Annotated in this window: 19 protein-coding genes; 14 read left to right on the plus strand and 5 right to left on the minus strand. The window is 64.6% G+C overall.

Annotated features, from left to right (window positions below):
• Positions 1-103 precede the first annotated feature (103 nt).
• The 7 genes from Spa11_RS04655 (at position 104) to Spa11_RS04685 (ending at position 9,898) form a co-directional block, all read left to right on the plus strand.
• The gene (locus tag Spa11_RS04655; RefSeq protein WP_145108618.1) at positions 104-748 is read left to right on the plus strand and encodes a SpoVG family protein; all 645 of its coding nucleotides are present in this window, start codon (positions 104-106) and stop codon (positions 746-748) included.
• Between the two features lie 353 nt (positions 749-1,101).
• Positions 1,102-1,428 (plus strand): hypothetical protein, encoded by a 327-nt coding sequence (locus Spa11_RS04660; RefSeq protein ID WP_145108621.1) that lies wholly within the window; start codon positions 1,102-1,104, stop codon positions 1,426-1,428.
• 60 nt (positions 1,429-1,488) lie between these two features.
• On the plus strand, positions 1,489-1,776 hold the full coding sequence (locus Spa11_RS04665; RefSeq protein ID WP_145108624.1) for a carbon storage regulator: 288 nt from the start codon (positions 1,489-1,491) through the stop codon (positions 1,774-1,776).
• A 399-nt stretch (positions 1,777-2,175) separates the two neighbouring features.
• Positions 2,176-3,498 (plus strand): ATP-dependent 6-phosphofructokinase, encoded by a 1,323-nt coding sequence (locus Spa11_RS04670; RefSeq protein ID WP_145108626.1) that lies wholly within the window; start codon positions 2,176-2,178, stop codon positions 3,496-3,498.
• Positions 3,499-3,857: 359 nt separating this feature from the next.
• Positions 3,858-5,816: a redoxin domain-containing protein gene (locus Spa11_RS04675; protein ID WP_145108629.1), complete on the plus strand. Its 1,959-nt coding sequence runs from the start codon at positions 3,858-3,860 to the stop codon at positions 5,814-5,816.
• 252 nt (positions 5,817-6,068) lie between these two features.
• A complete protein-coding gene (locus tag Spa11_RS04680) occupies positions 6,069-9,326 on the plus strand; it encodes a hypothetical protein (protein WP_145108632.1) in 3,258 nt (1,085 codons plus the stop codon).
• A 149-nt stretch (positions 9,327-9,475) separates the two neighbouring features.
• On the plus strand, positions 9,476-9,898 hold the full coding sequence (locus Spa11_RS04685) for a secondary thiamine-phosphate synthase enzyme YjbQ (protein WP_145108635.1): 423 nt from the start codon (positions 9,476-9,478) through the stop codon (positions 9,896-9,898).
• 2 nt (positions 9,899-9,900) lie between these two features.
• On the opposite strand, the gene Spa11_RS04690 is transcribed toward Spa11_RS04685, so the two are convergent.
• The gene (locus tag Spa11_RS04690) at positions 9,901-10,467 is read right to left on the minus strand and encodes an AAA family ATPase (protein ID WP_391503311.1); all 567 of its coding nucleotides are present in this window, start codon (positions 10,465-10,467) and stop codon (positions 9,901-9,903) included.
• A 116-nt stretch (positions 10,468-10,583) separates the two neighbouring features.
• Here Spa11_RS04690 and Spa11_RS04695 point away from each other — a divergent pair, with 116 nt between their 5' ends.
• On the plus strand, positions 10,584-11,330 hold the full coding sequence (locus Spa11_RS04695) for a sulfotransferase-like domain-containing protein (RefSeq protein ID WP_197529743.1): 747 nt from the start codon (positions 10,584-10,586) through the stop codon (positions 11,328-11,330).
• A gap of 131 nt (positions 11,331-11,461) precedes the next feature.
• A complete protein-coding gene (locus Spa11_RS04700) occupies positions 11,462-12,364 on the plus strand; it encodes an aminotransferase class IV (protein ID WP_145108638.1) in 903 nt (300 codons plus the stop codon).
• A gap of 124 nt (positions 12,365-12,488) precedes the next feature.
• On the opposite strand, the gene Spa11_RS04705 is transcribed toward Spa11_RS04700, so the two are convergent.
• From Spa11_RS04705 to Spa11_RS04715, 3 genes are all read right to left on the minus strand, one after another.
• Complete coding sequence (locus Spa11_RS04705; RefSeq protein ID WP_145108641.1) at positions 12,489-12,965, minus strand: chemotaxis protein CheX; 477 nt, start codon at positions 12,963-12,965, stop codon at positions 12,489-12,491.
• A gap of 169 nt (positions 12,966-13,134) precedes the next feature.
• Positions 13,135-13,659, minus strand: a complete 525-nt coding sequence (locus Spa11_RS04710; RefSeq protein WP_145108643.1) for a 6-pyruvoyl trahydropterin synthase family protein — start codon at positions 13,657-13,659, stop codon at positions 13,135-13,137.
• A gap of 3 nt (positions 13,660-13,662) precedes the next feature.
• Positions 13,663-14,607 carry an alpha/beta fold hydrolase gene (locus Spa11_RS04715; RefSeq protein ID WP_145108646.1) on the minus strand — a complete coding sequence of 315 codons (945 nt, stop codon included), beginning with the start codon at positions 14,605-14,607 and terminating at the stop codon, positions 13,663-13,665.
• 618 nt (positions 14,608-15,225) lie between these two features.
• Between Spa11_RS04715 and Spa11_RS04720 the strand changes: the two genes are divergently transcribed.
• The 5 genes from Spa11_RS04720 to Spa11_RS04740 all read left to right on the plus strand — a co-directional run bounded on the left by Spa11_RS04720 (position 15,226) and on the right by Spa11_RS04740 (position 21,736).
• On the plus strand, positions 15,226-15,600 hold the full coding sequence (locus tag Spa11_RS04720) for a hypothetical protein (protein ID WP_145108649.1): 375 nt from the start codon (positions 15,226-15,228) through the stop codon (positions 15,598-15,600).
• Positions 15,601-15,733: 133 nt separating this feature from the next.
• Entirely contained in the window at positions 15,734-16,039 is a 306-nt protein-coding gene (locus Spa11_RS04725; protein WP_145108652.1) for a hypothetical protein, read from the plus strand.
• 159 nt (positions 16,040-16,198) lie between these two features.
• Complete coding sequence (locus Spa11_RS04730) at positions 16,199-16,966, plus strand: TetR/AcrR family transcriptional regulator (RefSeq protein ID WP_145108655.1); 768 nt, start codon at positions 16,199-16,201, stop codon at positions 16,964-16,966.
• A 75-nt stretch (positions 16,967-17,041) separates the two neighbouring features.
• A complete protein-coding gene (locus Spa11_RS04735) occupies positions 17,042-18,433 on the plus strand; it encodes an efflux RND transporter periplasmic adaptor subunit (protein WP_145108658.1) in 1,392 nt (463 codons plus the stop codon).
• 156 nt (positions 18,434-18,589) lie between these two features.
• Positions 18,590-21,736, plus strand: a complete 3,147-nt coding sequence (locus Spa11_RS04740; RefSeq protein ID WP_145108661.1) for an efflux RND transporter permease subunit — start codon at positions 18,590-18,592, stop codon at positions 21,734-21,736.
• 212 nt (positions 21,737-21,948) lie between these two features.
• Here the strand turns inward: Spa11_RS04740 and Spa11_RS04745 are convergent, their stop codons facing one another.
• Positions 21,949-22,323: a response regulator gene (locus Spa11_RS04745; protein ID WP_145108664.1), complete on the minus strand. Its 375-nt coding sequence runs from the start codon at positions 22,321-22,323 to the stop codon at positions 21,949-21,951.
• Positions 22,324-22,492 lie beyond the last annotated feature (169 nt).

A 22,492-nucleotide genomic window follows, 5' to 3' on the forward strand; every position in this document is an offset into this window, starting at 1 on the left:
ACTCCGGCAACACTTGTCCGGCTCCCCACCCGCGGGGGCAGCAAGATCGTGCGGCCGGCAGCGAAATAGTTAGCGCTGGGGCAGCAAACCAGGAGCGACGGCTGTGCACATCACCGAGGTACGCATCAAGTTGATGGATGAACCGGGCGAACGCCTCCGCGCGTTCTGCTCGATCACCTTCGACGACTGCTTTGTCGTCCGCGATCTTAAGATCATCGAGGGCACAAGCGGCTTGTTCGTCGCCATGCCCAGCCGCAAGCTCACCGCTCACTGCGGCAAGTGCGGCATGAAGAACCACCTCCGCGCGCACTACTGCAACCAGTGTGGCGGGCGGCTCAATGAGAGCCGGGTCATTAAAGACGCCGACGGCCGCACCAAGCTCTACGCCGACATCGCGCACCCGATCAACTCCTCCTGTCGGGAGATGATCCAGAACCACGTCGTCGAGGAGTACCACCAAGAGGTCGAGCGGGCCAAGTCGCCCGACTACGTCTCGCGTTACGACGAGTACGACGCCGGTGACTTCGTCGACGCGGACGAGACGGAGGCCCCGATCCGCCGCTTCGACGAGAGCCACCGCACCGCGGCGTCGAACAAGCCACACCACCCGCCACAGGGCGATCCGGCCCGTACGGGAGTGGGCCGGCCGCACATTGCGCCGGGAGACACCCGCAGCAACGCCTACCTCGACGAGCCCACCGAGCGTCGCGGCAACGGCACGGGCGGCTTCGGGGCAGGGATCTTCTAGGGCTGAGACCGCTGCGCTTGTGAGGCCTGAGGGATGCGCCGCGGGCCGTGCTTGGTTTGCCAACCAATCCTCAAGCCTCACAAGCGTAAGCGGTCTCATACGTCAGGTGGCGCCAAACTCCTACTAGTGTCGCCAGGCTATCTATTTTGCCCAGACTGCTTAAGGCCCGCCCCTTCGCGGCCCGATAGACTTCTCTGCTGGCGGCAAGTTTCGCGGCTGACGCGACGACGCCCTCCGCCGCTGCTCGCACTTGATTGGGCCTGGATGCCCTGGGTGCGCGTGTTCTGCTAAGCAACTGCGCTGCTAAGCAACTGGGCTGCGAAGCAACTCAGACCAACCGCATGGAGGTGATAGTGGAAGCGTGCGCCATCGAGGCGTCGTCGGTCGATTTTAACGCCGCTGAGGTCGCCGAATTTGCTCGGGCGACGCTCTCCGCCAAGGGGCGGCTCCGCTGCGATGCGGCTCAGCTGCACATGGCTCCGATCCGACGAGGCGACGAGGTTTGCGGACTGCATTTCGCGTTACGAGGCCCCCGCGAAGTGCTGCTCACAGCCGTCTGGGACGCTGCCACGAACACCCTGTGGTGCTACGACTCCCGGGGGGAACGGTTCCTGACAACCCGACCCGCTGTCGGCGCCGAGGGCGCCGAAAAAATGATTGACTGCCCCCATCCCGATTAGTATACATAGAGACACTTCCCCTTTGGCGGATTGTCTTTTGCACGGAGGTACAGGACGTTCATGCTCGTGCTTTCACGGAAAGAAGCCCAACGGATCCGAGTCGGTGACTCGATCGTTGTTACAGTCGTAAAAATCGCGGGCGATAAGGTCCGCGTCGGCATCGAGGCCCCCAGCGACGTGCTGGTGCTTCGTGACGAACTCGAGGCGTGGGACGTGGCGCCGGGCGCCGCTCCCCGTTGTGAAGGAAAGGCCGAAGAGCGGTGTACCGGGGCCTGCGCCGGCCGGGTAGCCGCCGAGGCGGCGCCGGCCACCGTTGGGATCAGCGCCGGGCTCAAGCAGTCGGCTTAAGTCGAGCGGCTGTTGCCGTAGGGCAGGCCACGCCTGCCTGGCGCCGTCAAAAGCGCTGCGGCAGGCGAGGCCTGCCCTACGGAGCTACCCCTACGGAATGCGAAATCGAGACGCGCAGGAGATGGCGGCTCGCGAGGACAGGAGAGTTTCGGGCGACTTAGCAGCGTGCCAATCGCGCGGGCGCCGAACCACTCGCGAGCCCCACAGGGCGCCGACGACGGCACGATCGATCCGCTTCGCTACACCCCCTCCGGGCGAAGCTGGTATTGGGCCGATTGTCGGACCGAAGCCGGGTGGGATTTAGCCGGGCAGACGCGGCGACGATTACGAGTGACAATCACAGGGACGCAGCGCTGGCAGCGTGTCGCGACGCCCCCTCGATCCCTGTGATGGTTACCGATGACGCAAGACGATTTGCGTGTGACGACGCTCGGTGAGCGCCGCGTCCCGTCGCCCGTTGAGCACCGCTTGTTCACGCCGGACAACGCCCGCGTGCTTCTTGAAGTTGACAGCGTCGAGGGCGCGGAGCCCTCGGCGCTGGGGTCAGCGGCGACGGATGCCAAGCCGCTGGCAGCTGCGCCTTTGATGTTTGAGAAGGCGGGGCCGCGCGAGCACGTTTATTTCGATCCGCGCAAGTCGAAGGCCGCCGTTGTCACTTGTGGCGGGCTCTGCCCGGGTCTGAACAACGTTATTCGCCACCTCTATTTCGCGCTGCGTGACGGGTACGGCGTGCCGACCGTCTATGGCGTCCGCAACGGTTACCTGGGCCTGACGCCCGAGGCGCCGCAGCCGCCGATGGAGCTGACCGCCGACTGGGTCGAGGCGATCCACCACCAGGGCGGCACGATGCTTGGCACGTCCCGCGGGCATCAAGACCCAGCCGTGATGGTCGAGACGCTCGTGCAGTTGGGCGTCAACTTGTTCTTCCCTGTCGGCGGTGACGGCACTCAGCGCGGCGCTCATGCGATCGCCAAGGAGGCCGCCCGCCGCGGCGTCGATCTCGCTATTGTCGGCATCCCCAAGACGATCGACAACGACATCCTCTACTGCTTCCAGACGTTTGGCTTCGTGTCGGCGGTGACCGAGGCCGAACGCGTCATCGACCGCGCGCACGTCGAGGCGAAGAGCGTTCCGCGCGGCGTGGGCCTCGTGAAGTTGATGGGCCGCAACGCGGGCTTCATCGCCGCGGGAGCGACCGTCGCTAGCGGCGAGGTCAACTTCTGCTTGGTGCCCGAGCATCCCTTCGAACTCGAAGGGCCGCGTGGCTTTCTCGCCAAGCTCGAACGCCGGCTCGAGGCACGCGGCCACGCGGTGATCGTTGTCGCCGAGGGCGCTGGTCAGGGACTCATGGATGGGCTCGACCCGACAGCGGTCGACGCCTCGGGTAATCGCCGGCTAGGGGATATCGGCCTGCTGCTCAAGGAGCGTATCTCCAGCTACTTCGACGGCATCGGTAAGCCGGTGGGCATGAAGTACTTCGATCCCAGCTACTACATACGCAGCGTTCAAGCGAACGCGACCGACAGCCTGCTCACCGAGCGCTTCGCGCGCCAGGCGGCGCACGCGGCGATGGCGGGAAAGACCGACCTCTTCGTCGGCTACTGGAACGGCCGCATCGTGCACGTCCCGTTGGCGGCGTCGGTCGGCAAGCCCCGCCACATGGCGCCAGAAAGCGAGCTGTGGAGCGCCGTGCAATCGATCACGGGGCAGATGCGGTGGTAGTTGGGCGGACCGCGGAGGCGCGGAGAATCGCAATGCGCAATGACCAAGCCCCAATGACCAATGAAGAAAGGGTTAGAGACGGGGGGGTCGGAAGGAATGATCGTGCGGCAGCATTTCATTGGTCATTGTGGTTTGGTCATTGGGTTTTCCTTTAGGAGCTTTTTTGGCGGTGATTAATACCTTGGCGGTTGGTGGTTTGTGCTCGGTTTTGGCCACCTAATGCGATAAAATACGGGTCTTCCGGCTCACTGCTCGATGGATTCGTTCCATGGTTGCGATTTCTGAAACCTATCGCGATCGGCGATCGTCTAGCTGACGTTGGTGTGTCTTCGTGTTTTTGACTTGAGCTTCCGAGACCTATGGTGATCTCTCGCATCCCTGCCGCTGTCATCGCTTGCGTCCTAGGCGCCACGGCGATCGCCGACGCCGCGGTGGGCATCGTCGTCGGGGATTTTACGTTGACCGATTCGTACGGCGCGCAGCGCTCGCTCTCGGACTACCGGGACGCCGACGCAGTGGTCGTTGTCTTCTTGGGGGTCGAGTGCCCGCTGGCGAAGCTTTACGGGCCGCGGCTGGTAAGCCTGGCGAAGGCCTATGCGGACCGCAATGTGGCGGTGATCGGGATCAACGCCAATCGCCAGGACTCGCTGACGGAGCTAGCCGCCTACGGACGCAAGCATGGGATCGAGTTCCCGTTGCTGAAGGACAACCAAGCGGAAGCCGTCAAGAGCTTCGGCGCGACGCGGACTCCGGAGGCGTTTGTGCTCGATCGCCAACGCGTCGTGCGGTATCAAGGGCGGATCGACGACCAGTACGACGTGGGTGTGGTGCGGAAGGCGCCGACGCGCAGCTTCGTTCGCGAAGCGATTGACGCGGTGCTTGCCGGCGAAGAGGTCGCGACGCCCGAGACGCGGGCCGTGGGCTGCGTGATCGGCTTGCCGCGCGAAGCGGACGCCGACGCCAACGTGACTTACAGCGAGCACGTGGCGCCGTTGCTCGAGAAGCACTGCGTCGAGTGCCACCGCGCGGGCGAGATTGCGCCGTTCGCACTGCGGGATTACGACGAGGTTGCCGGCTGGGCCGACATGATCGCCGAAGTGGTCCGCGACCAGCGGATGCCGCCGTGGCACGCGGACCCGGAGCACGGCGAGTTCGCCAACGCCCGACGGCTGAGCGACGCCGAGAAGCAGACGTTCTACGATTGGGCCAAGGCCGGCGCCCCGGCGGGCGACCTCGCCAAGCTCCCCGAGCCGCGGGCGTTCGTCGCAGGCTGGCGGCTGCCACGCGAGCCCGACATGGTCGTCGCGATGCGGGACGAGCCGTTCCGCGTCGCCGCGCAGGGGGTGATCGACTACCAGTACTTCGTCGTCGATCCGGGCTTCACCGAAGACAAGTGGGTGCAGGCCGCCGACATCGTACCGGGTGAGGCGTCGGTGGTTCACCACGTCATCGTGTTCGTGAGCCCTCCCGCTAGTGAAGCAAATGAAGGGCTCGGTTGGATGGGCGCGTACGTGCCGGGGCAGAGCTCGATGGTCCTCGCCGAAGGCCGCGCGCGGCGCGTGCCGGCGGGATCGAAATTCATCTTCCAGATGCACTACACGCCGACGGGCGTCGAAGCCGAGGACCGCACGCGGATGGGGCTCGTCTTCGCTGATCCGAATACGGTGAAAGAAGAGGTCGTAACGCTCGAAGCCGCGAACCACCGGTTCGAGATCCCACCGGGCGACCCGGACTATCACGTCAGCGCGTCGCGCGACCGTTTCCCGGCGAACGCCCAGTTAATCAGCGTGTCGCCGCACATGCACTTCCGCGGCAAGTCGTTCCTCGTAACAAGCTCGCAACCCGAAGGCGCCGAGAGCGTGCTGCTCAACGTGCCGCGTTACGACTTCAATTGGCAGACGTCGTACGAGTTTGCTGAGCCGATCGCGATTCCTGAGGGGTACCGGATCGACTGCGAGGCGACGTTCGACAACTCGGCGGGGAACCCGGCGAACCCCGACCCGACCGCGACGGTGCGTTGGGGCGATCAGTCGTTCGAGGAGATGATGATCGGGTTCTTCGAGGTCGCGGCGCCGGTTGGCAGCCTCCGACCCGAGGACCACATCGAGGGCGGCCGAGAGGGGGTCCGGATGGAGACCCTGGCGTTCACGCAACGGCTGTTCGAGAAACACGATAAAAACCAAGGCGATGGCGACGGCAAGCTGACGCGTGAGGAGCTGCCCGCGGGCTTTGCGTTTGACCGTTACGACCTGAACGGGGACGGGGGGCTGTCCGGGAAGGAGGTCTTCGAGGTGGCCCTGCGCGACGCGCTTGGGTAAGCCAGGGGCGATTGGACCCCGGTTCTGCGGATTCTGACGCTTTCTTCAGGATCGGCTAGCGGGTCATTTGACGGGCTTTCGGGGGAGAAATAGCTTGGAGGCTCCCGAGCGAACTGCTCGGCGGCGGGTCGGCCCGGCTACGCCGATCGCCCGGCGCGGCGTTTTTCTCCTAGGTTTTGGTATCATATGCGTTCAGGCCCCGCTCCACGTCTGCGCCGAAGGGGGCGTATCGAGACGCTGGAGACCCGCTGCATGTTCGCCGCGCCGGACACGGCGGTCGGCGACGCGATGTTCACGCTCTACGACGGGGCCGTGATTTCGACGCTGCCGACCGAGTTCTCTCGCGACATCGCGACCATCAATGGTCAGGGGCAGGCGGTCGGCGTCGATGAGCGCCGATTTGGTGAGTCGATCGACTACGCGCCCCCGGTGCAGTGGACCGAAGCGCCGGTCGAACTGCTCGATACGGGCTTGCGGTCCGTCATCGGCGCAGGATGGGACCACGACGGACAGACACCGATGCTGCTCTATCACGAGCAGACCTACAACCGCCTGTATTTCTTTCGCGGCGATGATTTAGAGGTCGCCAACGTCGTGCAGTATTGGAGCGGCGACCTGATGCGGGGAACGATCGCCGGCGAGCGGTTCTCTCCTCGTGCGGCGATCATCCATCATGGTTTGGTGGTGATCGCTACGTCTCGATCGGTACTGGTGGATGGCGTCTACCAGAAAGTCGGAGTCGATTTCTTCGCCACGCAGGATTACGGTGCGACGTTCGAACGGATCCCGGTAGCGGGTGGGGGGTACGGTGTCCCCGTCATCGAGGAATCAGTAGGGATGGACCGGTTGCAGCCCTGGTCGTTCATGAATCCATTCCCGGTGGATGGGATCGAGGACTCAACCGCGGCTTGGTTCCCGTGGGCCGATTACTTCTTCAAATCAGGAAACCCCAAGGGAGGGCAGATCGGGCTGTTCCGCGCCGATCGACCGGAAGGGTCGGACCATTGGGTCATCAGCCCCAATCGACTCGTCTACAGCGAGTGGATCCCCGAGGACAGTGGCGGGTTGCACGCTCACACGGCGGCGGTGACTACCGGCGGGTTGATCTCACATTGGGGGGACGTCGGTTACCGGGCCAGGACGATGTTCCACAAGTTCGACTTAGAGAACTATGAGACGGCGCCGATTGAATCGGCGACGGTCTACGGTGGCTATGACGCTTCAGGCGTGAGTTACAAGTTGGCGCCTCAGCCAGTCGCGGCGGCGCCATCACCGGTCCCCGGAGAGCACCTGACGTCTGGTGACGAGACTCCCGATCATGTGCTGTCGTTTGGCGCCATGTCCGAACTCACCGACCGGCTGACCATCGACGCGAAAATCTATCAGCCGGAGATCGGCACTCCGGGTGGTGTCTATGGGGGGATTCCAGTCCTGCATCTCCAATGGGTGCAGGGCGTGGGATACGTTGCGGGCGCGGTAGACGATAACAACTACTACTATTCGCCCGATGGCGAGCAATGGATCGACTTCAATCGCCCCCCGAACAACAAGAAGGCTTCGATTTGGCTGTACGGCGATCGGCTCCTTGCGTTCTCCGATAGCAAGTTCTGGTTGGCTGATACGCCTACCTCGACGGAGTTGCGACCCTTGCAGATCGCGCCGGGGGGCGTCAACGAGATCGCTCTCGATCCGGAGTGGCGCCGCGATCCGCACGCTTCTAATTCGGTACGACGGGTCGTTTACTCGGAGGGCGCTTGGCGCTATCAAGACACCCTCGAAGCACTTGAGTTGCAGGCGCCAGCGCCGCCATTCGAGTCCTCGGCGCCCGTCTATGAAGTCGTCGTCAACGGAACCAACCATGAGCTCGGCAGCCTCTGGTTGCAGCCGCCGGGCGAGACCTCGCACACCGCCGACCCGCATGTCGTGGAGATGTGGGTCGCCAACCTGGGATCGCAGGCCGCAAGCTTCGGCGCCAACCAGGGCGGCGTTGATTCGTCAGCGGGCGTTTCGGCGTTCAGCGATTTGAAGTACTTCGAGGTCAACAGCAACACCCAATGGATATCGACGGGCGTTTCGACCGGGATCGATGACGAGTTGGAAGGGAGATTCGCCGCCGAACTCAGGACGTACTACCGGACGCCTGGCGCTAGGTTCCTTGTTGCAGCTCCTTACTTTGGCGAAGGCGTCGCCCCGACCTATCCGCTTGCGCCGCAAGCCTCAGGTTCGGATGAACTGGAGTCGATGGCGCTACCGGACCTCGGCGAAGCGTGGTCGGTGGGCATCGTAGCGCACTGGCCACACATCGCGCCGCTGAGCAGCGAGCAGCGGATGCCGATCGCGTCGCTCGTGGGAGAAGACGGCGACGCCATTGAGGTCACCCTACAGCAATTTCGATACGGCGTTCGCGTTTATGTCGATATGTATCAGGATGGCGTCCTGCAATCGAGCATGCTCCTTTCCTCAGCCACGAGGGAGCACTTACAGCGTGGGGACTGGTTTGAGCTGGTTCTCTCGTACGACGAGGAGCTCAGCGTCAACTTCGTCATCTCTGGCGACACCGCCGTCTCTCGGCAGGTCGCCGCCGTTGGGGAATTGGACCTCGACAATTTCCAGTGGGCTGATCGGACGGGCGATGTCATCGCGGCAATCGATCCGATCCTCGTCACGTTCGATGATTCGGCGTGGGACCCGTCCCAACGGCTGGAATGGATGGCGTCGGGTCTCTACGACAAGGCGATCTTCGAGTCGTTCGCCTCGCCCGGTGACTTCAACCGTGACGGCGTCGTCGACGCCGCTGACTATACCGTCTGGCGAGACACCCTCTACGACGCGACGCCCGGGCGGCTTGGCGACATCAACTCCGATGGCCTGATCAACGAAGATGATCGCTTGATTTGGGTGGCGCAGTACGGCCAGACGGGATCGGGCCTTGCCGCCGACCTGAATAGCGATGGGGTCGTCAACGCTGCGGACTACACCGTGTGGCGTGACTTGACGGCGCTGCAAGTCGTCCCGGGGACCGGCGCCGACGCGGACGGCAACGGGTTCATCGAACGCGCCGACCTGCAGTACTGGATCGACAATTACGGCGCGACCTATGCGACGTTCGACTCGTTACGCGAGGATTACTTCGGAGAACCCGCCCTTGCGGCTAGCGATGGCGTCGTCGCTAAAGAAGGCGTCGTCGCGCCGACGGTTGAGCGATCGGAGACTCTAAGCCCTACGGCGGCGCCGAAGTTCGCGCTGTTCTCCACATCGTCCGCGTCGACGAACCACCCGAAGGTGTTCACGCCAGGTGCTAAGGTTTCTGCTGGTTCGACTTCGCGCACTGAAGCTCTTTTGCTTTTGCCCAATCAACAAGCAGGGAACGGATTGTCGGAGGCCGACGAAGCCTTCTGGTATTCGGGTGACTGGCTGAGTTCGGAATCCGACGCCACGCCGCTTGACGAGGCGCTCGCCGCTGCCGCTCTCGATCGTGCTCTTGGCAGTGGTCTCGGCTCAGCGCTCTAACGGCGCCGCGGTCGTGTCGAAGTCATCGGACTCAGCAGGTGGTGCGTGCGACGATGGCGTTGCGCGGTAGACGGGCTCAGCTCGCCGTGAGAAACTATTTTTCTCGTTGCGATCGCTGATATCAACCGAGTCGAGTCGCGAGGCAAGCCTTGAAGTCCTATCGCAAAGAGCTCTGGTTCAACCTGCCAGAGCGAATGGCGTTTCAGAACATCACGCCCGAGGTCGAGTCCTGCGTCCGTGAGAGCGGTGTGCAGGAGGGGTTGGTGCTTGTGAACGCGATGCACATCACGGCCTCGGTCTTCATCAACGACGACGAGCCGGGTCTGCACCGCGACTACAAGAAGTGGCTAGAAGAACTGGCTCCGTTCGACGCGTCGCCGCAGCGGTACCACCACAACCGCACGGGGGAGGACAACGCCGACGCTCATCACAAGCGACAGATCATGGGACGCGAGGTGGTTGTCGCAATCACCGAAGGCAAGCTCGACTTTGGCCCCTGGGAGCAGGTTTTCTACGGCGAGTTCGACGGCCGCCGCAAGAAGCGGGTGCTGGTGAAGATCATCGGCGAGTAGTATCACTTGCTTTGCGACAACACTAGCTTCAGCTCACACGGCCTCTTCAATCGCCGAACCGTAAGGCTTCGCCACGCCGGATCGTCGATAGCCGAGCCGATGTCTTCTCGCCGGCGGCGGTGCTCACGCAAGAGGTAGAGTAGCAGGGAGTCTCTTGAGAAGAACTGAGTGGCGAAGTCTTCGCGATTGCCGTTGTGAAACTCTTCGCCGCACCAGCAACGCCGCACCGTTCGTTTCAGCAATCGCCTGAAGCAAACGGCTAGCGAGTAATCGAGCCAGACGATGGACGTGGCGCGGCCCCAAACCAAGTCACGGACGTTGCGCCAGTTGCCGCAGGCGACCCAACGCTCAGCCGCGACCGCTTGGCCGACATCGGTTCGCACGTCTTCCTCGGGCCGTAGTCTCCATCCCGGTAAGAAGTGGAGAGCGTCGAGATCAATGTGTTTCGCGTCGAGTCTCTCCGCGAGCCGCTGCGCTAAGGTGCTCTTTCCCGCGCCAGGCGCTCCGACGACGGCGATACGGCTACCCAAGAGGTCTATTATAGACTCGCTATGCACGCTGCTATCCACAACCGATGTTATGTTATCGAGTGTAACGGCTCAGGCCTTTTGGGTCTGGGGGAGTGCGAACTAGGAGTTAAGCTGGCGGGCTTGTGCCGTAGGCTCGTGGTGACGAGACTTCCCCCATGAAGGCAAGTCAACCTACCGGCGTCCGTATCGCGATGTGGTCGGGGCCGCGGAATCTATCGACGACTTTGATGCGGTCTTGGGGGGCGCGTTCCGACGCGTTTGTCACCGACGAGCCGTTGTATGCCCACTACTTGCGGGAGACAGCCGATCGACGGCACCCGGGCTACGACGAGACGCTCGCCGCTCACGACGCCGATTGGCGGCGCGTGGCCGATTGGCTGACGGGGCCTGTGCCCGGCGGCAAGCGGGTGTGGTATCAGAAGCACATGGCGCATCACCTGTTGCCGCAGGTCGAGCGCGACTGGGTGGATGGGCTCACGAACTGTTTCTTGATCCGCCGGCCGGCGGCGGTGCTGGTTTCGATGACCGAGTTCTTCCCCGACCCGCGGCCCGAGGACATCGGCTTGCCCCAGCAGGTCGAGTTGTTCCGCCGGGAACGGCAACGCACCGGCCGCACGCCCGCGGTGATCGACTCGTGCGACGTGCTTCGCGACCCGCCGGGCGTGCTGAAGCAACTGTGTGAGCGCATCGGGGTGGCGTACGACGACGCGATGCTGAGCTGGCCGCCGGGCCTCCGGGAGACCGACGGCGCATGGGCGCCCTTCTGGTACAAGAAGGTCGAGCAGACCACCGGCTTCGGCCCGCCGCGGGAAGAGTTCGACGACGTGCCGGACAACTTGCGCCCGGTGCTAGAAGCATGCCTGCCACTGTACGAAGAGCTGGCGCAACATCGCTTGAAGTGAGTTCCTGAAAATGAGCACCACGACGGACACGACGAGCACGACGACCGGCCTCGCGCGATAACGACGCACCGGCATCAGGCCGTCGTGTCCTTCGTGCCCGTTGCGGTGAAACCTTTATCAATCCAAGCGTCATGCTGCAGAAGTTCGACGAGCGTAACCGCGACCTCAAGATTTGGATCAACGGCAAGCTCTCGCATCGGGACGAGGCCGGTGTCAGCCCGTTCGACTCGGTCGTGCAGGGGGGCGACGCGGTGTGGGAGGGGCTGCGGCTCTACGACGGGCGCATCTTCAAGTTGACCGAGCACCTGCGGCGGCTACGGCACTCGGCGATGGCGTTGGCGTTTGCTGAGATCCCGACCGAAGAAGCGATCACCGACGCGATCCGCCAGACGCTCGCCGCCAACGGGATGCGTGACGGTGTGCACCTCCGTTTGACGCTGACGCGCGGCGTGAAGATCACCAGCGGCATGGACCCGCGGCTTAACCAGTCGGGCCCGACGTTGATCGTCCTGGCGGAGTTCAAGCGGCCCGTCTACGACAAGACGGGGCTGCGGCTGGCGACGACTTCCTACCGCCGCGCGTCGCCGGACGTGCTTGATCCGAAGATCCACCACAACAACCTGCTCAACTCGATCCTCGCCAAGATCGAGGCCACGCGCGCGGGCGCTGACGACGCGGTGATGCTTGATGGGCGCGGCTTCATCGCCGAGACGAACGCAACGCACCTGTTCCTTGTCATCGACGGCGTCGTTACGACGCCGCGGACCGTTGCGTGTCCCGAGGGGATCACCCGTCAGACCGTGCTCGACCTTTGTAAAGCCAACGACATTCAGCACGAGGTGCGTGACGTTTCACTTCCCGAGGCGTATCGCGCCGAGGAGTGCTTTTGCACGGGCACAATGGGAGAGATCGCGCCAGTCGTGGAGATCGACGGCCGCACGATCGGCGCCGAATCGCAGCGGCCGATGACGGCGAAGCTCAATGATTTGTTCGCCGCGCTGACCGCGACCGAAGGCACGCGCGTCGTCGATTGAGATGCCGTCGCCAGAGAAAAATTAACCACAGAGCCACGGAGGACACAGAGCGACGCATAGAGAAACCCCTCTGTGCCTTCCTCTGTATTCTTCGTGGCTCTGTGGTTAACTGACTTGGGGCGGATTAGACGCTAGCTAGTTCCGGCGCGGGCTCGAAGCCTACTTCTAGCCGCATCGGGCCGAAGTCGGTCTTGAACGGCACCACGAGCGGCGGCGTCGAGGAGGGGAAGCGGATTTCGTGGCCTTCGCCGATGATCACGTTCGGCAGACTCACCGAGAGGTCGAACTGCTCGAGGTCGGTCTTTGCCTGGCCGGCGATGACGTTCGCCAACTCGCCAACGGCGTCGACGACGTCGTCGTTGATCTCGGTCATCTCTTCCATCAGCATCGCCGACGCGGCCTTCAGCGCCACCTCGGTCGAGAGGTTGATCACGACCATGCCGTGGGCCTTGCCCGAGAGGCCGATGAGGCCGCTGATCGGGAACATCCGTTGCTTGGGGTCGCCGAGCGTCAGGTCGCCGCGATGGCAGTCCGCCGCCAGCATTGTGGCGAACGTGTTGGTGACCGCCTTGAGGAACGGGTTGATGTGTTCGACTCGCATCGTGACGCGCCTTGATCGAGGTGGCCAGGGGATTCCGAGAGGCGCAAAGACCTCTCGCCTCTCAGGGCAAACGTAGGTCGTCGGGCCCAGCGCATCGCCCAACCGCGTAGAGATGTTCGGATTTGGCGGGTATCCGCCCGGCTCACGGCCGCCCTACACGCAATCGCCGCTACAACCCTTCCAACCGGCAAAAGCCGACCTGCCCGTCGCACTCATCGACCTCAATAACCAGCCGCGCCGGTGTTGGTTCGCCGCGTTGGGCGAGGGCTGCGAGCAATTGCTCGCCGATCCAGCGGGCGAGCAGTTCGGCCGTCGTGTTCGCAAGCGGCAGCAGCACGCAGTCGGAATGCGGAAAGACCCAGCGGCGGTCACGGAACGTGACGACCATTTCGGCGCCGCCGAGCGGTCCGGTGGTCTCTTCGACGCGGATCAGCGGGTGCTCGGTCGGCAGCAGCATCCGGTGGTCGAGCCCGCGCGTAATCGCTGCGAGCGAGTCGCGCGTCGCGATGAAGTCGAGCACGTACGAGTTCTCGTCGAGCGGCCCCTCGGCCTCGACGGCGACGCGGTAGTTGTGACCATGCAGCGGTTCGCAAACATCGCCGGCATAAGTGATGAAGTGCGCCGCGCAGAAGGTGAACTCGGCCTTGTCGAGGCGGATGGCGTACGAGGGTGTCGGCTCTCGGCTATCGGACATCGCTCAAACCCCTTCGCGCACAACGTGCGTCGAATGAGCCGCGGCGTCCCCGACCGCGGTCGCGCCGCCAACAAACTCCGCCAACAGCCGCAACGCCTCTTCAGGCGCGTCCTCCGGCACCCAATGCCCCACGTCCTCTAGCCGAAACGCCTCGGCCTCTGGCCAGTAGCGCTGAAACCGTTCGAGGCACGCCGGCGTGAAGCACCAGTCTTGCATCCCCCACACCAGCCGGATCGGCAGCCTTGCGAGTTGCGGCAGCCGCTCGTCGATGGACTTCAGCGTCCGCCACGTTGGGTGGTCGGGCGTCCGTGGGATGTCGGCGACGAACTCGTACACTGCGCGGCGGTTGGCCCAGTTGTTGTACGGCGCGAGGTAACCGGCCTCGGCGATTGCGTCGAGCTTCCGCCGCGCCATCGTCATCCGCAGCGCCGTGAGCGAGAACAGGTTGCCCCCTTGCAGCGCGAGCTTGCCCAAGAGCGGCGTCTTGCAAACGTTGATCCGCGCAGGGATCGAGTCGGGCGGCCACGCGCCGGTGTTGTAAAGCAGCACCCGATCGAGCCGCTCCTGCCGGTCGAGCATCGCGCCTAGGCCAATCGCGCCGCCCCAGTCCTGTGCGACAAGCGTGACCTGACGCAGGTCGAGTTCGTCAACGAGCCGACCCAAGTGCCGGATGCGATCGGCGAGTCGGTAGCCGACGTGAGGCTTATCGCTGAGACCGCAGCCCAGATGGTCGATCGCCACGCAGCGGCGCGTCGGGCTCAGCGCCGTGATCAAACGCCGCCAATGGAACGACCACGTCGGGTTGCCGTGGACAAAGAGCAGCGTTTCGCCACTGCGCGGCCCCTCGTCAACGTAGTGCAGCTGACCGTCGGGTAGATTCATCCAGTGAGAAGAGAACGGGTATTCACTCCGCCACTTGGCGTCGTTGGTCTTGGAGCTAGCGGGCATCGGCAGGTGGTCGGTTGCGTAGTGAGACGGCGTCGCCCCTAAGCTTCCACCATCCCCCCATCCCCCACCATCCCCAACAGGGCCCTTCCGTAAGTTTCCCGATCTCAGCCCTTCGCCAAAAAAGAAAGCCGCGGCGGGTAATCCCGCCACGGCTTCCTTAGAACAAACTTTCGACCGATTGCGTCGGAGTGGAGTCACTCGAAGACAGGCGCGTACCGGACAGCGCTGCGCGCTGCCATGGATCGGCTCGGGCCAATCGATTTTTTAGGTCCTCCCGGCGGAATGTTGGTCGAAAGCTTGAGCGGTAAATCAGCGTCGTGTTGGGCGTTGTCGCCGCAGGCGCCGTAGGTTGTTCGCAGGTAGGTATCGGAAAGGACGCCGCCTGTCGTTACGTCGAATTGGGCCTTTTGTTCACCCCGTTCGGCGACACATCCAGGGGACGGAGCCTACAGCCTAAGCATAGCCCGCGGAAGGGCGTGTTGGGACCCAAAACGGCCGTCTGGCGGCCCGATGGGCAGGGACCGACCGGGGGCGAAGTTCGGCGTTGGCCTCGGCCCGGCGATCTGCTAAACGCGGCAGCAGACTACCGCTCCTGTCACGCCTCTTGGAGGCCACGCGATGTCGAAACCATCAGCCAGCCGCAGGGCCGTCGTCAGAGGCCTCCTGGCGGCCTCTGTCGCGATCCTAGGGATACCCCAGGCATTTGCCCAGACGTTCGATAAACGCGAGCCTACGCTGCGTGAGAGGCTCACGCTGGGCCTCCGTGCCCGCCGGCCCGCGGAGCTGGCGTACATCGACGCCGTCATCGATACGGTCAACCGCGGTGAACTCCCAGAGAAGATCGTCAACCGGATGTTCTTCTGGGCCCGCAGCCACGCCCCATCGGGGGATCAGAGCAAGCGGCCGATCATCTACTTCCAAGCCGGTCTGGATCGGGTCGCCGCCAAGATGCGTATCAAGATCGAGGCCGACCCCGATTCCGGGACAACCTGAGCCATACCCGCCGAATATGGGCGCGCGGACGCCCCCGGTAGGAGGGCGGCGGCTGGCGTGTTAAGCTACTTGGCTCGGCGTCGTGTGACGCTCTCAGGTAGTCCCTTCCCGGTCCGTCCGTCAGAGGCCGTTCATGGCTCGTAAAGTCGTCAGCCGTCAGAATCTCCGCGCCGAAGCCGAAGCCGCCGAGGCGATGGAAGCCGCCGCTCCCAAGAAGAAAGTGGCGAAGACGGCCAAGAAGAAGACCACCCGCTCCAAGGCTGCGGCCGAGGTGCGTCTAAAGGCCTTCTGGGGCGTCTTCAACCAGTCGCTCAAGCGGGTCGCCCTCTACGACTACAGCCAGAAGAAAGAGGCCGAGAAGAAGGCCGAAGAGCTGACCGCCAAGGGCAAGAGCCCCCACTTTGTGCAGCCGGTCAAAGAGATCATCAAGGACGCCTGAACCGGAACGAAAGACCAATGCCGCGGAGCGGTAGCTCTCAATTGGTCATTGGGGCTTGGTCTTTGGACATTTTCCCCGCCGGCACATTGCTGCATCTTGCGCTTTCGGCCTGGACTCGTTTGACGAAGCGTCATAAACTTGACGCAGAGTCAAAAAACGATGACCATCCCCTTTCCAACGCCGACCCAGCTCGACGACGCGCCCCGCCCGGGCGAGTCGCGCAAGCAGCGTGAGATCCGGCTCCGCGAGGCCCAGATCCTGGCGGTCGCCCGCGATCAGATCCTCGAAGGGGGCTACCTGGGACTCAACATGGACCGCATCGCGGCCCAGATCGAGTACTCCAAGGGGACGATCTACCAGCACTTCCGTAATAAGGAAGAGATCCTGCTGGCCTTGGTGAACGACGCCCTCGACACCCGCCAGCGGATGTTCAAGGTGGCGGCGGCGATCCAAGCGCCCGACCGGGTGCGGCTCGCGACCCTCGGCGCCGCTGCCGAGGCCTTCGTCGAGCATTTCCCCTACCACTTCAAGGTGGAGCAGATCGTCCGCGCCGCGTCGATCTGGGAGAAGACCTCGCCCGAGCGCCGCGAGCTGATGCAGAGCTGCGAGAAGCTCTGCATGTCGACCGTCGTCGAGGTAGTCCATCACGGTGTCGCCACCGGAGACCTCTCCCTCCCCGAGGGGGTACGGCCCGAGGAAATTGTCTTCGGCCTCTGGTCGATTTACCTTGGCTCTCAGATCATCACCCATAGCAGCGACACGCTGGGCGAGATCGGCATCGACAACCCGATCCGCTCGCTCCGCACCAACCAGCACCGGATGCTCGACGGCTACGGCTGGCGGCCGTTGTCGAGCGACTACGATTACTCGGCCCACATGGACCGCGTCAAAGCCGAGATGTTCCGGCACGACCAATTCGCGACCTAACTAGCCCGCGCCGTAGGCCGCTCGGACAACTCCTGCGGCTTTTTGTCGGCCTATCAGTTGACGCATCGTCATAAAATGACCAATCGTTGGATAGCGACGGGTATTGGCGTTCTTGTGGTGGTCATTGCGGCCGGCGCCGCGACCTTGGCGACACGGAACGATCGGGCCGCGGCGAGCGAGTCGCCGTCGCCATCGGTGACGCCGGTAGGCGCCATGAGGGCGGAACTGGTGGACTCGTACCTCCGCGAGCGCGTCTACACCGGCACGCTCGTCGCCAAGCGGCGGAGCACGTTGTCGTTCGAGCGCGCCGGCAAGGTCGTTGAGCTTGTCGTCGATGAAGGGGACGCTGTCGCCAAAGGCCAACTCCTGGCGCGGCTCGACACGCGGCGGCTCGACGCCCGGCGGGCGAAGGCCGAGGCCGACCTCGCCCAGGCGAGCGCAGTGCTGAGTGAGCTCAAGGCAGGGCCGCGGCCGCAGACGATCGCCGCCGCTCGCGCCGAGGTCGAGAACCTCGCCGCGCAACGCGACGTGGCGGAGAAGACGATGAAGCGTCGCGAGCAACTGGTCGCCAGCAGCGCGGTGAGCCGCGAAGAGTACGAACTGGCGATGTACGACTACCGCGCCGCCGCAGCGCGCACCGAGGTCGCGCAGAAGAACCTCGACGAGCTCGAGGCCGGCACGCGGCGAGAACGCGTCGACGCGCAAGAGGCGCAGGTCGCGGCGCTCGAGGCGAGCCTGGCCGACATCCTGCATGAACTCGACGACTCGGTGTTGCTAGCGCCGTACGACGGCTGCATCGCCCGGCGAAAAATCGACGAAGGGACCGTCATCGCCGCTGGGGCGCCGGTGGTTGAACTGATCGAAACCGGCGCGCTGGAGGCTTGGGTCGGCGTGCCGCCCGCTTCGGCGAGGAGTTTTGCAGTCGGCGACAACACGAGCCTCCGCATCGATGGCCGCGACTACGCCGCCGTTGTGCAATCGGTCCGTCCCGAGCTCGACGCGCAGACACGGACGCAGAACGTCGTGTTGCGGATTGATGACGCAGCGGGCCCGACGTCAGGAGGACTTGTCGCGGGCGAAGTCGTGCGGCTGGGCGTCGCCGAGCCGGTGGCGATGAGCGGCTACTGGGTTCCCACCCAAGCGCTGAGCCCCGACCGCCGCGGTCTCTGGTCGGTGCTCGTAGTGGAGGACGGTAAAGCGGCGCAACGCGCGGTCGAGGTGATCGAGAACGCGGGCGATCGCTCGTTCGTCCGCGGCGCGCTACAACCCGGTGAAGCGGTGATCGTCGAAGGGGCGCATCGTGTCGTCGCGGGGCAACGCGTTGCGGCGGAAATGAATGGAGTGAAGTCGGCTAAGCGTTCGGTTGAGCAAAGCAGTGCGAGCGAAAAGTCCCCCTCCCTTTCAGGGAGGCCCTTCCTTGGGTACGCGGGGGGAGGTTCTGCGGCGTCGATCGCCTTGCCGCATTGAGTACCGAGGAAGGCATTTCGCAGCGGTACTCAATGAGTCTTGCAGCTTGAGACGTCTCACCCTCCCCCGCGTACCCAAGGAAGGGCCTCCCTGAAAGCGAGGGGGAACAAACTGCTCCTAACGGACTATCGGTCTATCCCCTACCAGCCACTCCCCATGTCTCGCCTCCTCTACGACAACCGCCGGCTACTCGTGCTGTCGATCACGCTAGTGATCGTCGCTGGCTTGTCGTCGCTGATGGTGTTGCCGCGGTTGGAGGACCCGGTGCTGACGCAACGGGCGGCGATCGTCAACACGCTGCTCCCCGGCGCAACGCCCGAGCGCGTCGAGGCGCTGGTGGTCGAGCCGATCGAGGAAGAGCTGCGCGAGGTCCCCGAGATCAAGGAGGTCCGCACCACCGCGCGGGCGGGTGTGGCGACGACGATCATCGAGCTGCGCGACGACGTGTACCAGGCCGACGAGGTCTGGTCGCGGGTCCGCAACAAGATCGACGACGCCGAGGCGCAGCTCCCTCCCGAAGCGTCCAAGCCGCGATTCGATCTGCTCGAAGTGACGGCTTATGCGTCGATCCTCGCGCTGCGGTGGGACGCGCCGACCGACGTGAATTACGCCGTGCTGCGGCGGCTGGCCGAGGAGCTTGAGCGGCGGATGCTTGCCGTGCCGGGGACGCGCGAGGTCGATACGTTCGGCGATCCCGACGAAGAGATCACCGTCGAGATTGACGCCGCCCGGCTGGCGATGCTCGGCCTCTCGGCCGACGACGTGGCGCGGCAGCTGGCGGCGAGCGACGCGAAGGTCGCCGCCGGGCAGGTGCGCGCCGCCGGTGGCTCACTGGTGATCGAGGTCGCGTCGGAACTCGACACCGTCCAACGCATCGCCGCGACGCCGATCCGCTATGGCGCCAGCGACGGCGACGACGCCGGACGCGTCATCACGCTCGGCGCCGTGGCCGACGTGAGGAAAGGGATCGCGAACCCGCCACGCCGCGCGGCGCTGGTCGATGGCAAACCGGCGGTGACGATCGGCGTGCTGGTCCGCAGCGACCAGCGGATCGACCACTGGTTCGTCGCCGCCGACGAGTCGATCCGGGCGTTCGAGCAAGAGCTGCCGCCGGCCGTTGGTTTGAAGCGGGTCTTCGAACAGAGTGGCTACGTGAAGTCGCGGCTCGCGACGCTGATGGGGAACCTCGTGGCGGGCGCCGCGGCGGTGATGGTTGTGGTGTGGCTGATGATGGGCTGGCGGAACGCGCTGGTGGTTGGTTCGGCGCTGCCGTTGGCGGCGTTGATGGTGCTTGCCGGGATGCGGTGGCTGGAGATCCCGATCCACCAGATGTCGGTGACGGGGCTGATCATTGCGCTGGGGCTGCTAATCGATAACGCCATCGTCGTCGTCGACGAGGTCGCCGTCCGCATCCACCAAGGCGAGTCCCCCGGCGGCGCGGTCTCTGACGCGGTCCGCCACTTGGCGGGGCCCCTGTTTGGCTCGACGCTGACGACGTGTTTGTCGTTTGCCCCGATCGCGCTAATGCCCGGCCCGGCGGGCGAGTTCGTCGGCGCGATAGCGATCAGCGTGATGCTCGCTGTGACCTCGTCGTTCGTGCTGGCTCTGACGGTGACGCCCGCGGTGGCGGCGATCTTCGCGCCGCAGGCCGAGCGGGAGCGGCTGCCGTGGTGGGCGACCGGTTTGCGATCGGACCGGCTCACGAGCGGATACCGCGTCGTGCTCGAGTTCTTGTATCGCCGGCCCGCGCTGGGGATCGGACTGGCGATGGCGCCGCCGATCGTCGGGTTTGTCTTGGCGCGTTCGTTGACCGAGCAGTTCTTTCCGCCCGCCGAGCGTGATCAATTCCAAGTGCAGCTCGACTTGCCGGCCGGCGCGTCGATCGACGCCACGCGTCGCCTCGCCATCGAGGCCCGGGAAGTGTTGCTCGCCCACCCGCGGGTGGAGTCGGTCGATTGGTTCCTCGGCGAGAGCGCGCCGACGTTCTACTACAACATGCTCGCCAACCGCGCCGCCGTGCCGCAGTACGCACAGGCGATTGTGCAGATCGATTCGAGCGAGGACTACTTCGCGCTGGTGCGTGAGGTGCAGCAGGAGTTGAACGCTAAGCTCCCCGCCGGTCGCTTCCTCGCCAAGCAACTCGAACAGGGCCCGCCGTTCGACGCGCCGATCGAGGCGCGGCTGTTTGGGCCCGACCTCGACGAGCTCGAGGCTCTGGGGCGGCAGGTGCGGCGCGTGATGAGCGAGACGCCGGGTATTGTGTTGACGCAGTCCGACCTCTCGGAGTCGCTGCCGAAGCTGGCCGTCGAGGTCGACGAGGCGTCGGCGCGGCTGGCGGGGCTCGATAACCAATCGGTCGCGCGACAGCTCGACGCGACGCTCGAAGGCGCCGTCGGCGGCCTGGTGCTCGAAGGGACGGAGAGCCTGCCCGTGCGGGTGCGCGTCGCCGGCGCCGATCGCAGCGAGACGGGTCGTGTCGCGGCCGCGGACCTCGTGGGTCGCAGTGCGACGGGCGATGCGGTCCGCACGCCGCTTTCGGCGTTGGCGTCGCTGCGTCTGGAGTCGGAGCGGTCGGCGATACCGCATTTCAATTCCGAACGGATCAACGAGGTGAAGGCCTACATCGCCGCCGGCCTGCTCCCCGCGGAGGTGCAGGCGCGGTTCGAACGGCGGCTGGCGGAGTCCGACTTCGAGTTGCCGCAGGGCTATCGGCTCGAGTGGGGCGGCGAGGGCGCCAAACGCAACGACGCCGTCGGCAACCTGATGTCGAACGTCGCGGTGCTGATGGTGCTGATGGCGGCGACGCTCGTGCTGTCGTTCAGCAGCTTCCGCATGGCGGTGATCATCGGCGCCGTCGCGGCGCTGTCGGTGGGACTCGCCCTCGGGTCGTTGTCGATCGCTGGTTATCCGTTTGGCTTCACCGCGATCATCGGCACGATGGGGCTCATCGGCGTCGGCATCAACGACACGATCGTCGTGCTCGCCGCGCTGCGGGAGGACGCGCGGGCGCGGACCGGCGACGTGGACGCAATCGTCGACGTCGTGGCGCGATCGAGCCGCCATGTCCTGGCGACGACCTTCACCACGATCGCCGGCTTCCTGCCGCTGATCCTCGGCGGCGGCGGCTTCTGGCCCCCGATGGCGATCACGATCGCCGGCGGCGTCGGCGGAGCGACCCTGCTGGCGCTGATCTTCGCCCCCTCGGCCTACACGCTGCTGATGTGCCCACGCTGCCAGGCGGTCCCCGACGCGGACGCGATCGAGATCGAAGCCGAGCAGACGGCGCTGTTGTCGGCAGGGTAGGACTCGCGCAGAGACGCGGAGACGCAGAGTAACTAAGGGGAAACTCCTATGCCTCACGCAAAGGCGCGAAGTCGCAAAGAAGGAAGAATCATAAGAAGGGCGATGGTCGCGATTGCTTCGGAAGCGGCGTGGGGCTATTCTTCGAAGCCTTCGCGTCTTAGCGCCTTTGCGCGAGACTTAATCCGTTGACCCCTCCGCGTCTCTGCGCGAGACTACTCGCCCAGCACCGCGCGGACGCGTTCGACCGTCTCGGGCTGGTTGAACTCGAGCTTGCCGAAGCCGCGAAGCGCGCCGGCGGCGACGGCCGTGTTTTGGTGGTCGGCGTAGTTGGTGACGAGCATTACCGGCGTCTCTTGCAGGGCCGGGTCGGCCTTGATCGCCTTGATGATCTCCAGGCCGTCCGAGTAGTCCTCGTCGAGCTTGCGGTTCACCAGCACTAGGTCGTAGCCGCTCGTGCGCAGCTTCGTCATCGTGTCGCCGGGGAGCTTGGCCGTATCGATCGCCACCTCGCCGAAGTTCCGCTTGAGGAACGCGACAATCCCGGAGTGATCGGGTCCGCACTGACCGACGCTGAGTACCTTCTTCATAAGTTCACCACAGACTTAAAGGGTTCACCACAGAGCCACCGAGGGCGCAGAGAAGACGCCGAGGGAAACAATCCAATGCGATGTAGGAGGCGCCTCCCGACGATTTCGTTCGATTGGCCGAACACGGCATGGTGCGCGTAATCGGGGTCTGGAGACCCCTCCCACAAAA

This window comes from Botrimarina mediterranea (assembly GCF_007753265.1).
Classification (GTDB): Bacteria; Planctomycetota; Planctomycetia; order Pirellulales; family Lacipirellulaceae; genus Botrimarina; species Botrimarina mediterranea.